At 48.8% G+C, this 15,862-nt stretch carries 13 protein-coding genes; 8 read left to right on the plus strand and 5 right to left on the minus strand.

The annotated features are described in order from the left end of the window. Positions 1–160 precede the first annotated feature (160 nt). The 6 genes from gcvT (at position 161) to ACIDEJ_RS04080 (ending at position 8,570) form a co-directional block, all read left to right on the plus strand. Positions 161–1,255: a glycine cleavage system aminomethyltransferase GcvT gene (gene gcvT, locus ACIDEJ_RS04055; protein ID WP_411986814.1), complete on the plus strand. Its 1,095-nt coding sequence runs from the start codon at positions 161–163 to the stop codon at positions 1,253–1,255. Positions 1,256–1,279: 24 nt separating this feature from the next. Then, positions 1,280–1,669: a glycine cleavage system protein GcvH gene (gene gcvH, locus ACIDEJ_RS04060; RefSeq protein ID WP_411986815.1), complete on the plus strand. Its 390-nt coding sequence runs from the start codon at positions 1,280–1,282 to the stop codon at positions 1,667–1,669. Between the two features lie 106 nt (positions 1,670–1,775). After that, complete coding sequence (gene gcvP, locus ACIDEJ_RS04065; RefSeq protein WP_411986865.1) at positions 1,776–4,664, plus strand: aminomethyl-transferring glycine dehydrogenase; 2,889 nt, start codon at positions 1,776–1,778, stop codon at positions 4,662–4,664. Between the two features lie 325 nt (positions 4,665–4,989). Next, positions 4,990–6,708, plus strand: coding sequence for a P-loop NTPase fold protein (locus ACIDEJ_RS04070; RefSeq protein WP_411986816.1), 1,719 nt, complete (start codon positions 4,990–4,992; stop codon positions 6,706–6,708). Positions 6,709–7,458: 750 nt separating this feature from the next. Next, a complete protein-coding gene (locus ACIDEJ_RS04075) occupies positions 7,459–8,043 on the plus strand; it encodes a hypothetical protein (protein ID WP_411986817.1) in 585 nt (194 codons plus the stop codon). A 209-nt stretch (positions 8,044–8,252) separates the two neighbouring features. Further along, positions 8,253–8,570 carry a hypothetical protein gene (locus tag ACIDEJ_RS04080; RefSeq protein WP_411986818.1) on the plus strand — a complete coding sequence of 106 codons (318 nt, stop codon included), beginning with the start codon at positions 8,253–8,255 and terminating at the stop codon, positions 8,568–8,570. A gap of 96 nt (positions 8,571–8,666) precedes the next feature. Here ACIDEJ_RS04080 and ACIDEJ_RS04085 read toward each other — a convergent pair whose 3' ends face one another. Together ACIDEJ_RS04085 and trxC are read right to left on the minus strand one after the other, a co-directional pair. Further along, positions 8,667–9,617 carry a sensor domain-containing diguanylate cyclase gene (locus tag ACIDEJ_RS04085; protein WP_411986819.1) on the minus strand — a complete coding sequence of 317 codons (951 nt, stop codon included), beginning with the start codon at positions 9,615–9,617 and terminating at the stop codon, positions 8,667–8,669. Between the two features lie 424 nt (positions 9,618–10,041). Then, on the minus strand, positions 10,042–10,482 hold the full coding sequence (trxC, locus tag ACIDEJ_RS04090) for a thioredoxin TrxC (RefSeq protein ID WP_411986820.1): 441 nt from the start codon (positions 10,480–10,482) through the stop codon (positions 10,042–10,044). Between the two features lie 185 nt (positions 10,483–10,667). On the opposite strand from trxC, the gene ACIDEJ_RS04095 reads away from it, so the two are divergent. Further along, the gene (locus ACIDEJ_RS04095) at positions 10,668–11,126 is read left to right on the plus strand and encodes an Lrp/AsnC family transcriptional regulator (RefSeq protein WP_411986821.1); all 459 of its coding nucleotides are present in this window, start codon (positions 10,668–10,670) and stop codon (positions 11,124–11,126) included. A 3-nt stretch (positions 11,127–11,129) separates the two neighbouring features. Here the strand turns inward: ACIDEJ_RS04095 and ACIDEJ_RS04100 are convergent, their stop codons facing one another. Beyond that, positions 11,130–12,428 (minus strand): L-cysteine desulfidase family protein, encoded by a 1,299-nt coding sequence (locus ACIDEJ_RS04100; protein WP_411986822.1) that lies wholly within the window; start codon positions 12,426–12,428, stop codon positions 11,130–11,132. Between the two features lie 278 nt (positions 12,429–12,706). Between ACIDEJ_RS04100 and ACIDEJ_RS04105 the strand changes: the two genes are divergently transcribed. Further along, the gene (locus tag ACIDEJ_RS04105; RefSeq protein ID WP_411986823.1) at positions 12,707–13,624 is read left to right on the plus strand and encodes a ketopantoate reductase family protein; all 918 of its coding nucleotides are present in this window, start codon (positions 12,707–12,709) and stop codon (positions 13,622–13,624) included. Between the two features lie 102 nt (positions 13,625–13,726). On the opposite strand, the gene ACIDEJ_RS04110 is transcribed toward ACIDEJ_RS04105, so the two are convergent. Further along, positions 13,727–14,935: a BCCT family transporter gene (locus ACIDEJ_RS04110; RefSeq protein WP_411986824.1), complete on the minus strand. Its 1,209-nt coding sequence runs from the start codon at positions 14,933–14,935 to the stop codon at positions 13,727–13,729. An 80-nt stretch (positions 14,936–15,015) separates the two neighbouring features. After that, positions 15,016–15,282, minus strand: coding sequence for a hypothetical protein (locus ACIDEJ_RS04115; RefSeq protein ID WP_411986825.1), 267 nt, complete (start codon positions 15,280–15,282; stop codon positions 15,016–15,018). Positions 15,283–15,862 lie beyond the last annotated feature (580 nt).

Raw genomic sequence — 15,862 nt, forward strand, 5'->3', positions numbered from 1 at the left:
CGTTCCTGTTCATGCAACACATTAGAAAAACTAATCCATAAAATTTCGCATTAGAAATTTACCATTTATACATATTTGTTACACCATGTATACTTTTCGGGCACTTCAAACAGATATTGGCAGTAGCTGATGCCTGTAGCCACCAACAGAAGGGATAACAATGGCTAATAAAACCGTACTCTTTAACAAACACTTGGAATCCCACGCCAAGATGGTGGACTTTCACGGCTGGGACATGCCCCTTAACTACGGCTCCCAGATTGAAGAACACCACGCCGTGCGTCAGGACGCCGGCATGTTTGACGTATCCCACATGACCGTTGTGGATGTGAGCGGCCATGATGCTTGCGCATTCCTGCGTCAGTTACTGGCCAACGATGTGGCCAAACTGACCACGCCCGGCAAAGCCCTTTACAGCGCCATGCTGAACCAGAACGCTGGCGTGATTGACGATCTGATCACCTATTATCTGGACGACACCCATTACCGCGTGGTGGTGAATTCGGCCACCCGGGAAAAAGATCTGGCATGGATTACCACCCAAGCCAAGGCATTCGATGTCAGCATTACCGAACGCCCGGAGCTGGCCATGATTGCGGTGCAGGGCCCCAATGCCAAAGCCAAGGCCGCCAGCGTGTTCAGCGATGAGCAAAATGCTGCCATTGCCGGTATGAAACCCTTTTTTGGCACCCAGGCCGGCAGCCTGTTTGTGGCAACCACCGGGTATACCGGTGAGGCTGGCTACGAAATCATGGTGCCCGTATCAGAAGCCGAAGCTTTGTGGCAGCAATTACTTGAGGCTGGCGTTGTGCCCTGTGGTCTTGGTGCCCGGGATACCCTGCGCCTGGAAGCCGGCATGAACCTCTATGGTCAGGACATGGACGAAAGCGTTAACCCGCTGGCAGCCAACATGGGCTGGACCATTGCCTGGGAACCTGCCGAGCGCAATTTCATTGGCCGCGAAGCCCTTTGCGCCATTAAGGCGCAGGGCACGGAAAAGCTGGTGGGCCTGGTGATGGAGCAAAAAGGAGTGCTGCGCCATGGCATGAATGTGTACTTCCTTGATGCGGCTGGCAACGAGCAACAGGGCGTGATCACCAGCGGTACTTTCTCACCCACATTGGGCTATTCTATTGCCATGGCCAGGGTGCCAAACACCATTGGCAATACGGCAGAAGTCGACATGCGTAAAAAACGGGTGGCTGTTAAAGTGATTGCCCCAAGCTTTGTACGCAACGGTAAACAAGCATTCTGAAACACGGGAAAGGAACAACGAACAATGAGCAACATTCCAAGCGAACTGAAGTATACCTCTTCACACGAATGGATCCGCAAGGAAAACGACGGCAGCTACACCGTCGGCATCACCGAACATGCCCAGGAACTGCTGGGTGACATGGTGTTTGTGGAACTGCCGGAAGTCGGCACCGAGCTAAGCAGCGGTGATGACTGCGCAGTGGCCGAATCCGTGAAAGCGGCATCCGACATCTATGCGCCATTGTCCGGCGAAGTGCTTGCCATCAACGATGCGCTGGAAGACAGCCCTGAGCTGGTGAACAGCGACGCCTATGGTGATGGCTGGTTCTTCCGCATCATGCCTTCCGATCTGTCTGAACTGGACAATCTGCTGGATGCAGAGGGTTATCAGGCAGTTGTCGACGAGGAGTAATCCCCGTTGAAAACAAAGCCCTGCGGGGCTTTGTTTCAGTACAACAAGACTGGTACCGCGCCTACCCTACGGCAGCATACCGGCGAACATGGAAACAATGTTAATCATGACCCAGCAAACCCTCACACAGTTAGAGCAGCGTGAACTTTTCCTGCGACGCCACATCGGTTCCGATACACAGCAACAACAGCAGATGCTGCAAACCCTCGGGGCCGACTCTCTTGATGATCTTACCGCCCAGATTGTACCGGAAACCATTCGTCTGAACCGGGACTTGGCCGTAGGTGAACCCTGTGGCGAAGCCGAAGGCCTGGCCTACCTGAAAAACGTTGCCAGCAAGAACAAAATCTTCAAAAGCTATATCGGCATGGGCTATTACGGCACGCAAGTGCCCACGGTTATCCAGCGCAACGTGCTGGAAAATCCCGGCTGGTATACCGCTTACACGCCTTATCAGCCTGAAATTGCCCAAGGCCGCCTGGAAGCCGTGCTTAACTTCCAGCAACTGACCATTGATTTATGCGGGCTGGAGCTGGCCTCCGCCTCCTTGCTGGATGAAGGCACCGCCGCTGCCGAAGCCATGGCATTGGCCAAGCGGGTATCCAAGGCCAAACAGGCCAATATCTTCTTTGTGGCAGATGACGTCTTTCCGCAAACGCTGGATGTGGTAAAAACCCGCGCTGAATGCTTCGGGTTTGAGGTCGTGGTGGGCCCTGCGGCAGAAGCCACCAACCATGAGCTGTTCGGAGCGCTGTTTCAGTACGGCAGCACCAATGGCGAGCTGAACGATCAGCGCCAGTTGTACGCCAGCCTGCACGACAAAAAAGCGATTGTGGTGGTTGCCGCCGACATCATGTCGCTAGTATTGCTCAAATCCCCCGGCAGCCTGGGCGCCGATGTGGTGCTGGGCAGCAGCCAGCGCTTTGGCGTGCCCATGGGGTACGGTGGCCCTCATGCCGCCTTTTTTGCCACACGGGATCAATACAAACGCTCCATGCCCGGCCGGATTATCGGCGTGTCCAAAGATACCCGGGGCAACAGTGCCTTGCGTCTGGCCATGCAAACCCGCGAGCAGCATATCCGCCGCGACAAGGCCAACTCCAACATCTGTACCGCCCAAATCTTGCTGGCCAACATGGCCTCGTTTTATGCGGTATACCACGGCCCCAAGGGGCTGAAAACCATTGCCGAGCGCATCCATCGCCTCACCGACATTCTGGCCATGGGGCTGGCAGCCAAAGGCGTGGAGCTGGTCAACAACAGCTGGTTTGACACCCTTACCTTCAAGGTGAGCAATCGGGATGCCTTGCTGGCACGGGCGCTGGCCGCAGAAACCAACCTGCGCATTGATGCTGCCGGCACCTTGGGCGTGAGCCTTGATGAAGTGACCACCCGTGAAGACTTGGCCGCCCTGTTTGACATCATTCTGGGCAGCGGCCATGGGTTGGACGTGGCCACGCTCGATGCCGCCATCGTGAGCAATGGCAGCGAGTCGATTCCCGCCGCGCTGCTGCGTGACGATGCCATCCTCACTCACCCCACATTTAATCGCTATCACAGCGAAACTGACATGCTGCGGTATATCAAGCGGCTGGAAAGCAAGGACTTGGCGCTGAATCACTCGATGATTTCACTGGGGTCCTGCACCATGAAGCTGAACGCGACCACGGAAATGCTGCCCATTACCTGGCCGGAATTTGCCGAGTTGCATCCGTTTTGTCCGCTGGAACAGGCGCAGGGGTATGCCCAGCTGTTTGATGAACTGTCACAATGGCTGGCGGAAATCACCGGATACGATGCCATGTGCCTGCAGCCCAACTCCGGCGCCCAAGGGGAATACGCCGGCCTGTTGGCCATTCGCCGATACCATCAGTCCCGTGGCGACAGCCACCGCAACATCTGCCTGATCCCCCAGTCTGCTCACGGTACCAACCCCGCCTCTGCTCACATGGCCGGGATGAAAATCGTGGTGGTGGCCTGTGATAAGCAAGGCAACGTGGATCTGCAGGATTTACGCGCCAAAGCGGCCGAAATGGCCGACAATCTGGCTTGCGTAATGATCACTTATCCCTCTACCCACGGCGTTTATGAAGAACACGTGGAAGAGATTTGCCGCGTGATACATCAGCATGGCGGGCAGGTATATCTTGATGGCGCCAACATGAACGCTCAAGTGGGCGTGACCACCCCTGGCTTTATTGGTGGTGACGTATCGCACCTTAACCTGCATAAAACCTTTGCCATCCCCCACGGCGGTGGCGGCCCCGGCATGGGGCCCATTGGCGTAAAAGCCCATCTGGCGCCCTTTGTGTCTGGCCACACCCTGATAAAACCCGGCAAAGCCAGCGACGATAACGGCGCCTTGTCATCCGCCCCTTACGGCAGCGCCAGCATTTTGCCCATCAGCTGGATGTATATCAAACTGCTGGGTGCCAAAGGGCTGCGAGAGTCCACCCAAAATGCCATGCTTAACGCCAACTATGTGGCCAGGCAACTCAGTGGTCACTACCCGGTATTGTATCGGGGGCGTAATGGCCTGATTGCCCACGAATGCCTGATTGACCTGCGGCCGTTAAAAGAAAGCTCCGGCGTGACCGAACTGGATATTGCCAAACGCTTGAACGACTATGGTTTCCACGCCCCCACCATGAGTTTCCCGGTGGCCGGTACATTGATGGTGGAACCCACCGAGTCCGAGTCCAAAGCGGAGCTTGACCGCTTTATTGATGCCATGATTGCCATTCGTGAAGAGATTGCCAAAGTGGAAGCCGGTGAATGGCCTGCAGACAACAACCCGCTGCATAACGCGCCTCACACCATGGCCGACATCATGGATCCGGCATTTGACGCACGGCCTTACAGCCGTGAACAGGCCGTGTTCCCTAGCGATGACGTCAAGGCCAACAAGTTCTGGCCCACCGTGAACCGCATCGACGATGTATACGGCGACCGTAACCTGTTCTGCGCCTGCGTTCCCATGTCGGAATATGAGTGATGGGGACAAGAATTGAGGGCATGGAATGAAGTTGGTTAACGATTTAATGAAGATGGTTATTTCAATTAAGTTGGTTAATTGACTACCTTAACCTCATTTAAAAGGGCGAATCTGATGATTCGCTTTTTTTATGCACCTAAAAAATAATCTGATTTTTACTTCTAATAATCATTGATTTACTGCTTGACTAACCACTGCTCTGCCTTATTACCTATTGATAACAAAAGAAAAAAAACGTATTTTTAATGAAATGTTTAATAGAGTGGTTCTTAACATGCGTTTATTTTCGTCATTTTTTAATAGGAATATTTCAAGGAGTGAAAATATGGAAGAAAGAGAAATCAATGAGGTAACTAAGCATATTTTAGCGCTACTATCTGATGATGCATTTCCTAAGCTCGTAATGCTCGATGGAGCATGGGGAGTGGGGAAAACACATTTTATCAATAATATTGTAATTCCAGATATAAAATCACTAAATCACAAAACAACTTATCTATCCGTTACCGGTCTTTCTGATGTTTCTGACTTTAGGGATAGGCTCCTTTCGGCATGTTATGTAAAAAAAGGGGTCAGCTCTGAAGACGGGAAATCTATAGGAGAGATAGCAGGAACTTTACTAAAGAATTTTGGCGGTGAAAATGGAGGATTGATCTCTTCTTTACTTGGAAATGCGACAGGAATTTTTAAGGATTCTCTAATGTCTAGGCTTGGAGATAGATTTATTATTATCGATGACTTAGATAGAGTAAATGTTAATGGGCTGCCTGATCTTATTGTTGGTGAAGCCCTTCAGTTAGCCATTACTGGGAATCTTAAGTTTATATTTGTTATCAATATAAAAGAGACAAATATAAATAGTGATTTAAAAGAAAAAGCGTTTAGTGGAACAGTTAAGCTCAAGAAAAGCTCTGAGGATTTGATAGATATTTCTTTCTCTGGTTATCATTGGATGGATATCTACAGAGAGCATATAACAAAAACAATTATAAGCTTAGGGGTAAGTAATTTAAGAATACTTAAGCGATGTTCAAAAAAAATTGATCAGTTGCATGGAATCCTAAAAAATATTGAAAACATTGATTTGGATAAAAGCATGATTAAAATTTGTGAGGCTATTATTACAGTATCTCATTTTCATTATAATAAAGGCTTTGATGAACAAAAAATAATCAAGTTTTCAACGCGGGAATATCCAATGCCTAGGGATGATTCATCAAAGGTTGAGCAATATGATGAATTAATTAATGTTGGACATTTCTTGTCAGAAAAGCTTGTGAGTTTCTGTGCAGGTGGTGATTTTTGGGAGCCTGACGACAGTTACTTTGGCAGATTGGTAAAAAGGGACTCACCCATTGATATTCTTATGTATAACAATTACTTTGAAATCAAAGATGAGGAATTTACTACCTATGTTAACTGCTTGAGTGATTATATTTTTAATGATGTTGAAGTTCCGGTAAGGCAATGGTTTGAAAGAGCTTATTATTATCATTACTTACAATCTAAAGGATATCTAGCTGACTCATATAAGAATATTGAGGACGGATTTGATGAATTGGTTCAGTCAAAAGTCTTTTATAATGATTCTAGTGATAGGTATATATCATATAGAATTGATGAGAAAGATAATTTAGTTTATCCTAAATTTTTAGAGTATTTGGAAAAAACTAAGAAAAATTCGGAGAAAGAAGAGGTTTTTAGTCTCCTAGAGCAGATGAGGCTTGGATGGAAGAATGTCGATCTTATTGTATTCAAAAAATATAGATATGAACCATTTTTTAATCAATTCTCTTCTAATGAAATAGAAGGTTGCATTAGTTCTTGGGCTAATGAAGATGTTTTGCTCTTTAATGATTTCTTAAATAATAGATATAAAGCTTCAAATATCAAAGATTTTTTGTCAGATGAGTTGGAGATTATGCATTATCTAAAAGTGGTAGTAAAAGCCATGCATGACAGAGAATCAAAAGGACGACGAAAAGGATGTTTGAACGTTTTGCTATCAAATCTTGAAATGGCTGTCTCAAAGCTAGATAGCTAAGAACGTTAACCAACTCCGATTAATTAATTCACCTTATGTAAAATTGCAGAAATGGTCAAAATTAACCAACTTCTATTGTTGCATTTTATTCAGAATTCCTGAAATTATAGAGGGCATGTTAACCAACTTCATTCCATGCTCTCAAGAATGAGGATTAACTGAGCATTCTCCTGCCTCATTTGAAAAAGCGAACCCATGGGTTCGCTTTTTCATGGCTTGTTAACAACCCTTTAATTACGTTTGTTTACATAGCGTTATTTGACGTTTGCTGATATCAAGCAAGACTGCAAAAATGCTTTGCGTTTTTCTAGGTGGTGTATTTGAAGTAAATCTGATAACTTCTTTGTAACACGGTCGGTTAGTAATGCATGTTTTTACTGGTTTAATGTGGTAAATACACATACGCATTAATGTTTTTTATTATTTTATTTCAATAGGGTATAGATAAATTTCTGTGTATTATTACGGCTTATTTTGAGATCACAAATCCGTCTGGCGAAATTGGATTTTTCAGGTACGCTTGAAGCGTTGCAGGTGAAGCGAGTTTGCACGCAGCTACCGCCAGTCAGCCCCGGGTGAAGAGCAAATATTCACGATGTCGGCGGAATATGGAGAGTTCAGATACAAGGAAGTCAAATAGCCCATCTTCCTACGTAATTTGTTACTTACAAAACAAGCTACGGCAACAGACATGGAAAACTGTGCCATTGCGTTATGAGCGTTAGAAATACAAAAAGGAGTAACAATATAATGAGAAAAGTTGGTATTGTGACAGCGTGTGTACTTGTTCTCACTGGTTGTAGTAAAGATCAGCCTTCTGAGGAAGAAATAAAAAATGCATTGACAATATATACAGAGAAAAAGGGCTGTGCATCTTCAGTTCTGTTTAAAGAAATACCTATAAATCTGAGATATATAAAAAACAATCAAAACATCATTAAGATTTTTGTTAATGCGGGGCTTCTTGAAAAGACAGATGACAGTTATACACTTACGGCTTTAGGAAAGGAAGCATATGACCCATCTATGAATGGTTTTTGTTACACAGATAGCTATAAAATTAACTCTGTAAAAGTAGAAAAAGAAGATGCAAATATACCTTCTACCCTTAGTGGTGCTTGGTATGTTTCTTTAAATATTTCACCAAGTCAGGTTAGTGACTGGGTAAAAAATGAAGAGTTAATAAATGCAGCTAGCAGATTGTCAGAGAAAGATGTTGAATCTCCTAAGACATATACTGTCCGTTTGGGTAAGAAAATTGGTGTTGAAGAGTTAGTTGTAATTGAACCAAGATTTTCATTTGAACCAGGTCTTAAATATAATATGGGCTGGTAATAATGCTGCTAATAAAAACTCTATTAGGTTTTGTCAGCAATAATCGATAGAAATGCTAATCAGAAAACCATAATGTATGATGTTTGTTGTGTTTTTATGTTAGCATTTTCAGGTGACTGGATTGATTTTTGAATAGGGAGTTATTCATTAATAAAAATCTTCGTAGGTTATCAAGAATATTGGTAGTGATAACAATATAAGGATATATTGTGAGCAAGAAAAAATGGCTGTTATGTGGATTGTTACTGCTAAGTGGGCCGACATGGTTCCCTATGGCGCTTGAATTTATTGCATTGACGGAAATCTTGGGCGTATTTGGCCTTTTTACCCTCTATTCATCCTATGCAAAATACATGTTTTTGCATCCGGCTTTTCAGCGTTTTTTGCATTTTTTAATGATATTTGATCCTCATCGGTTGATGTTGCCAAAACGGGCCATATGGCTACGTGAACCCCGTAAATTATTATACGCACTGCCGCTGCGAAGCCTGCTGTTTTGGTCGGTGGTGCCATGGTGTTTTTGGTAGGTATAGAATATTTTTAGTGGTAATTTTTTATCATTTTAGGGGCCCGAATTCAGATAGTAAGTGCACGACTTATGGTTCCCTGCGGTGATGCTTTTATCAATTGGCCTGCATGAAAGCCACGCCGTGCTTGCCGTTTTTCTTGATTTGGTACATGGCCTGATCTGCCAGATTGTAGAGGGCATCAAAATCGTTGAACGGGGTGGTGAACTGGCATACGCCAATGCTAAAGCCAATGTGTGCGGCGCCCTGCTCAACAGCAATGGGCGTTTTGGCCCGTGCCAGCAGGACTTCCGTGAAGTCCAGCAGGGTGTTGCGGCATGCCTGTGGCAATAGCAGCACGAATTCATCACCGCCAATACGGGCTACGGCTGCATTAGCCGGTGCTAGCTGTTTAAGCCAAGAGGCCACTTTGATGAGGAGTTTATCGCCGGTGCGGTGTCCAAACTTGTCATTGATGGCTTTAAAATCATCCAAATCGATAAAGATAACGGCGGCGGCTTGCCGGCATTGATTGAGGGCCGCGAACTCTTGTTCAAGCTTGGTGCGGTTGAGTAAGCCGGTAAGCGGGTCGCTACTGGCCAGCTGCGCCAGTTCCAGTTCATAGCGTTTTTCCTGGGTGATGTCCACATGGGTGCCCATCATTCGCAGCGGCTTGCCGTGAGCGTCAAACTCCACCACGCGCCCTCTGTCGCATACCCAGCTGTGGCTGCCGTTTTTGTGCAGCATGCGGTGCACCACTTCATAGGAGCTGGTTTTGCCGCTTAAGTGATCTTCCAGTGCGGTAATGACCTGTTGGGCGTCATCCGGGTGTAATTTGCTTTTCCAGATATCAACGCTGGCATCAAGCTCTTGGGGGTTGAATCCCAGCATCTGGCCCCATTCCATATTGAAAATGGTCAGTTTGCCGGTGGGCACATGCTGTTCCCACAAACATAATCCGGTGCCATCAAGTGCAGCATTAAGTTTCTCTTCCAGTCGGGCATTTTCCCGTCGCAAGCGTCGGTTTTCCAGAAGCAGTTGCTCAAGTGTTTGCTGATTTTCATCCATAAAAAAGTGACACTATTTGGTAAGGTGCGACATTTCCCGTCGCGAGGGATAACGGGTGCTCAGGCGGCCATAAGCCTTGTGTTAAGGGTGTGGTGTCAAGTGGTACAGAAACAGGAGGGAGCATGCCGTCAATGCCATGCCTGTCAGCACCATGGCGCTGAGTAATCTTGAGCGGGCCATGGATTGCATCATCCCTTTCATCGGGCGTGTCCCTAACGTCATCAATAGCGTATCCAGCATCTGCTCATGGCCCTGTGCGAGTGAAAAGTCCTTTTACAGGTGGCGAATCTAGTTTCATTACCCCAATTTGTCAATAAAAGCCGTGATTAATACTGGCACGGGGCAGTACCCGGTGTAACGAGCGGACAACACGGCACCTGTGTGCCGGTGCCGTTGGTGATGATTCATGCTGTCTGGCAGGCGATTACAGATATTGCTGCAACCACTGGATGAATTGCCCTTTGGGTAACGCGCCGGAGATGCGCGCCACTTCCTGCCCCTGACGAAATACCGCCAGTGTGGGAATGGAGCGGATTTGCAGGCGGCTGGCCGTGAGCTGATTTTCCTGGGTATCCAGTTTGATAAAGACTGCCCGGGTGCCAAGTGTTGATGCCACCTCACTGAAAACAGGGGCAAATTGGCGGCAGGGGCCACACCAGGGGGCCCAAAAGTCCACGATTACCGGCAGGGTGTTTTTCTCAATCAGCCGCTGAAAGTTGGTGTCGTTGGCCTGTATGGGATGGTCATTCATCAATGCCTGGTGGCATTTGCCACATAATGGCCTGGCCGTCATTTTGCTGTCAGGAATGCGATTGATGGCGCCGCAGTGCGGGCAAACCAGTTGAATGCTTGTTGTCTGAGTCATGATCCCCTCAAAATCCGTTGGTGATACATTCTCTATATGAGATTTTTTGCATGTATTTTCAAGAGGGAAAATCCATGCCTATAAAAAAATTCCCTTTATGGCTTGTATGGATAATATTTTGCTTTAATTCCAGTAATTTTTGCTATGTTGTTGTCATGTTATCGTAACTTGTGAGAAACCATGCCATGGAGCTGGATAAAACCGATAAAACCTTGCTGAGATTATTGCAGCAGGATGCCACCTTGTCGCTCAATGCGCTGGCGGAGGCGGTGAACCTAACCACCACGCCATGCTGGAAACGCCTGAAACGGCTGGAGGACGCCGGCGTCATCAACAAGCGGGTAGTGCTGCTGAATCCGGAAAATGTCGGGTTGGAGCTGACGGCTTTCGTGATGGTGAAAATCAACGATCATTCCCACGAATGGTATGTGCGCTTTGTGCAGGCGGTAAGTGAATATCCGGAGGTGATGGAATTTTACCGCATGGCAGGTGAGTACGATTACATGATGAAAGTGCTGGTAGCCGACATGCAAAGCTTTGATAGTTTTTATAAAAAACTGGTCAACTCCATTGCCGGGCTTTCCAATGTCACCTCCACATTTGCCATGGAGTCGCTCAAGTACACCACCGCCATGCCGTTGTAGGCATCAACGCTTTTTTTGCACCATGATATTGAGAATCTGCTCATCCGTATGGCGCATGGCATCGTTGGCCAGCGCCGACAGGTTGCGAATGGAGCTTTCCGCATCGTTGGCCACAATGCCTTCCTCACCGGTAACATGAATATTTTCAATGGCCAGCAACGCGGCCTTTACGGCAGCGCCGGCGGCGGAGGAAACTTTCATGGCGCAGGCGTTTTTGGCACCATCACAAATCACCCCTGCCACATCGCCCACCATGCTGCTAATGGCATAACCCACTTGCCGGCCACTGCCCCCCAAAAGGTAGGTAATGGCGGCGGCTGCCCCCATGGCTGCGGTGGTAACGGCGCACAGTGCCGACAGCTTGTGTTGCTGCTGCTTGATGTAAATGGCCAGCAGGTGCGACAGCATTAGCGCCCGCAATAACTGCTCGCGGGAGGCGTTAAGGTATTCGGCAGCCACCACTACCGGCATGGTGGCCGCAATGCCTTGATTGCCGGAGCCCGAGTTGCTCATGGCTGGTAACATGGCACCGCCCATGCGGGCGTCAGATGCCGCAGCGGAGCGGCTTATCACGTCGGTGAGCAAGCCGCCGCTGATAAGTCCGCGCGCCACATTGCGTTGCAAAGTCGCCCCAATTTGGAGGCCGTATGGGTGATTAAGCCCCGCTTGTGCCAGTGCGTCATTAAGCTGTTTGGCCTGTTCGATAAACGCCAGCCGTGCCAGCGGCACGGTAGTGGCAAATTCATAAATCTCCTGCACCGAGGTGGTTGCGGGCAACGGGGAAAGTGGGCCTTGTGATGGTGCATCATGCGGCGCAGCGGCTGGCAAAAGGCGGGTAATGCCGTTTTCTTCCAGCGCCACCACCTTGGTGTGTTCATCGGCAATGGTCACTCGAACCCAACGGCCCTTGGCCCGCAGGGTGACTTTGGCCAGTAGTGGCTGTTGGGTATCCGCCACGGCGATTTTTACCTGGCCGTTATCAATCAATGCGCATGCCTGCTGCACATGGGCTGCCTGCAGCGGGTGAAACACCTGCAGCCCGGCGTTGGCATCTCCGGCAATGGCACCTGTGGCAGCGGCTATGGCCAGCCCCGACATATTGGTGCCGGGCACCTTTACCCCCATGGCGTTTTTCAGCAGGTTGGGGGATACCTCCACCTCAATGGCCTCTGGCAGTTGTTGTAATGTGTCCCGGGCGATGGCGGCCGCCAGCCCCACAGAAACCGGTTCGGTGCATCCCAGCGCCGGGATCACTTCAGCTTTTACGGTGTCAATAAACAGTGTCCAGAGTTTTTTACGCATGTTGCCATTGCCTGTCAGTGGTGATGGCTTTCAAGATAAGCGCAAGCGCAGAGAATAACTTTGTCATTTTACTGATAAAACCGTAAATAATTGGCATATTTTTCTCTTGTTATTGGTATTTTTAAAAATTAATCACTCATGATTTTGGTTAGGTAAAACAAATTGCTTTATGGCGTAAACATGTAAGGCGGGTGGGCTTTATGGCCTGGCCCTAAAACAGGTGATAAAGTGAAGGGCTGATACGGTGATTCACCCTCTTTGCTTAATAAGGAACCCCCATGAAAATCACAGTCATTGGCGCCGGTGGCGTCGGCGGATATTTTGGTGCCAGGCTGGCCGCGGCCGGATGTGATGTGACCTTTGTTGCCCGTGGTGCCCATTTACAGGCAATGCAGCAACAGGGATTACAGGTGAACAGCCCGTTGGGCGCCCTTTACCTGCCGCAGGTCAAGGCGGTGGACAGTGTGGCCAAGGCCGCGGATGCGACGCTTTTCATCGTGGCGGTGAAACTGTGGGATACCGCCGGGGTGGCCGCCCAGTTGCAGCCTGTGGTATCTGGGGATGTGGGGGTATTGTCGCTGCAAAACAGCGTGCAGAAAGACGATATCTTGCGGGAATATTTGCCCGCGGCCAACGTGATGGGGGGCGTGAGCTACATTGCAGCATCCATTGCCTCGCCCGGTGTCATCCATCATGGCGGCAGTTTGCAGAAACTGGCCTTTGGTGAATATGACGGCCATATCTCCCCCCGGGCGGAAAAATTCCGTGATGCTTGCCAGCAGGCCGGAATTGAGCATGAGCTGAGCGATGACATAACTCGTCTTATCTGGGAAAAATTTGTATTTCTGGTGGGGCTTTCCGGCAACACCTCGCTGTTTCGCACCACCATCGGCCCCATTCGCAATGATGCTGAAAAACGCCGCTTGTTACTGCAAACCATGGAAGAGGTAGTCGCGGTGGCCCGTGCCAAGGGGATCAAGCTACGGGACAACTTTGCCGAAAAACTGCTGGCCTTTACCGACACCTTGCCAGCGAACATGCCTTCATCCATGAAAACCGATCTGGAGCGTGGGCACCGGTTGGAATTACCCTGGCTGAGCGGCGCCGTGGTGGACATGGGACGCGCGTTGGGCATCGCCACGGCGGCCAACAGCCGCATCGTGACGGAGCTGACGCCGTTTGTGAACGGTAATTAATGCCGTGCCTGACACACGGGCTTTTTTACCGCATCGGTAGTGACCGCCATGAGCTCCGCTACCGATGCGCAAAAAAAGCCGTTTATGTTTGTGGCAACAGGATTAATGGCTGAGATTGAACTTGTCAAAGTTCAGTTCATTTTCCAGCGGTGAACTCACAATGTTGCACACGGGCTTGAATTTCTTGTACAGGATATAGCCCAGACAGCAATAGAACAGGGCAATCACGATTGAGCCAACCCATTGAATTTGAATGAAGTTGATTTTAAAAAATAGGGTCAGGGCACATAGGCTGAACAGGTTCAGCACAAAATACCGGGTACTGCCCAAACGCCGGCAAGACAGCTTCAGGTTGTCGGTATACAAGCGGATCAGCGAGTCCAGGGAGTTAATCACAAAGGTGATGCCCACCACCACCATCAGGATGTTATGGATGCCCGTAGTGGCAATGTTGGCCTGGTGGTAATGCCACAGCACGCCAAACCACAGCGCAATGGGGATGGATGGAAATACCAGCATGGCACACAACAGCTGCCAGGTTTTCAAGCCACCGGCAAAGCGGGCGGTAAACTGGCCAATCATGATGCTCCAGGAAAACCACCAGAAAAGATAAACCGCATGGTAATCGTTGATTGGAAAAAGAAAATGCTGAATGTTTTCAAAGTACCCTTCAATCAGCGAGGCTTCGGCAAAATATTCACTGATTTTGCTGTCGCCCCATAAAAAAGCGCTGCCCCACATGAAAGCAATCAATGCCAGAAACAGGCCGGTGGATGACAGGCTCAGAATGCGCACGTATTTCAGCTCGGTGCTGCTGTACACCGCAAAGGCAATGGTGGCAAATACAATCAAGTAATACACCGGCGCTATGGTTTCGCCATCCCCTAATGACGGCAAATACCACGGCAGGTTTTTTAGCAGCAAAAAAGCGGTAAAGGCACAGGTGCCGATGATCACAATGTTGTTGATAAGCTTGACCAGCGGGATTTCAAAAAACTTCACCTTGGGTTCAATGATGCAAAAGTAAAAGCAGGTTAAAAAATAAAAGGCCCAGATTAGGAAACCCCAGAACCCGAACTCGATGGCCAACGGATTGGTAAAGCTGTAATCGGGTTGGGTGGCATAGCGATTAAACTCGGTGAGCGGGAACATGATAAGCCCCACATCCAGCCCTGACGTAAACAAAATCGCAATGAAAGTTAAGGTTTTTACCGGCGTTACGCCGATCATCTGCAAATTGCCCCATTTCCATAAAATGAAAATAATCGCAAAAAGTGCCAGGCAAATGCCTGCACTTAACCAAATTAACACAAGGGTTCTCCTATCAGTAATGGACGCGACAGCATGCATCGCCTGTCGCAATTGATATGGTCAAAGTCGCTGTTACCACGCTATAGCGGTGGTGATTTGAGACGTTCGAGCGCTGCGCTGATATCAAGCCGCACGTAAAGTGCCATCAGCAACTTGCCATAGATGAAGGTGGGAAAAACAAACGAGGGAGGTAAACGTTTGTTGGCGTTTAGTGCTTGGGTAAAACGGAGAGAAAGAGGGTAGAACGGGAGCAGCCGTGCCGTATCTGCACGCTGATGAAGTGGCTGAGGGAAACTGAAAAAATGCGTCAGTGCCGTCAGCAACAAAAGGGGAGTCAGTAACGTCACGGCGCTAATTTACCGTGTTTGCGGACGTAATCGGCCACAAAAACATATTGCCGATGCTGGCGGTGAGCTGCCTGCATACGTGGTGACGCGGTGTGAATGCCATGTGCCATTGCCGAGTGGCAGACATGACGTGGCGCCGGAATGCGCCGGGCCGTTCTTGCTGTTGTACGTTGTAGCGGGGCATGTTGATGCCTTATTTTTTAAGAAAACACGAAGGTGAGCAGAGGGTTTGCTGGAGTCTTGGCGACGGGATTAACGCGTCAGGGGATCTGGCAAATCATGTTGTTTTTAAATTCCAACAGTTTACACCCTTTAGTTTTGTGATCAAAGTCACATATGGCTGGATGGGTTGTCAATGCCGCCAAGTTTGCTTAGGCACACCAGGCGCAGTGTGCCGCTCATTTGGTGTTGCATTTCGTTTATGTTAGGGTAAAAAACCAGCAATTTATGAGGGTTTAATGGTCATCGTGGCCGTTTGGCACCGCATTGGCGCATCATGCCGGTGGGCGCAACAGATGGGATTTTTGCATCAAGGCGATGGCTGGCGCCGCCCCCCGCTGCCGGTGTTGGCCAATGGGTA

Source organism: Shewanella mytili (assembly GCF_046765975.1).
In the GTDB taxonomy this organism is placed as follows: Bacteria; Pseudomonadota; Gammaproteobacteria; order Enterobacterales; family Shewanellaceae; genus Shewanella; species Shewanella mytili.

What these genes read in the sequence shown, in the direction of transcription:
- gcvT (WP_411986814.1), top strand. Translation starts at nt 161, where the DNA reads ATGGCTAATAAAACCGTACTCTTTAACAAACACTTGGAATCCCACGCC.
- gcvH (WP_411986815.1), top strand. Translation starts at nt 1,280, where the DNA reads ATGAGCAACATTCCAAGCGAACTGAAGTATACCTCTTCACACGAATGG.
- gcvP (WP_411986865.1), top strand. Translation starts at nt 1,776, where the DNA reads ATGACCCAGCAAACCCTCACACAGTTAGAGCAGCGTGAACTTTTCCTG.
- ACIDEJ_RS04070 (WP_411986816.1), top strand. Translation starts at nt 4,990, where the DNA reads ATGGAAGAAAGAGAAATCAATGAGGTAACTAAGCATATTTTAGCGCTA.
- ACIDEJ_RS04075 (WP_411986817.1), top strand. Translation starts at nt 7,459, where the DNA reads ATGAGAAAAGTTGGTATTGTGACAGCGTGTGTACTTGTTCTCACTGGT.
- ACIDEJ_RS04085 (WP_411986819.1), bottom strand. Translation starts at nt 9,617, where the DNA reads ATGGATGAAAATCAGCAAACACTTGAGCAACTGCTTCTGGAAAACCGA.
- trxC (WP_411986820.1), bottom strand. Translation starts at nt 10,482, where the DNA reads ATGACTCAGACAACAAGCATTCAACTGGTTTGCCCGCACTGCGGCGCC.
- ACIDEJ_RS04095 (WP_411986821.1), top strand. Translation starts at nt 10,668, where the DNA reads ATGGAGCTGGATAAAACCGATAAAACCTTGCTGAGATTATTGCAGCAG.
- ACIDEJ_RS04100 (WP_411986822.1), bottom strand. Translation starts at nt 12,428, where the DNA reads ATGCGTAAAAAACTCTGGACACTGTTTATTGACACCGTAAAAGCTGAA.
- ACIDEJ_RS04105 (WP_411986823.1), top strand. Translation starts at nt 12,707, where the DNA reads ATGAAAATCACAGTCATTGGCGCCGGTGGCGTCGGCGGATATTTTGGT.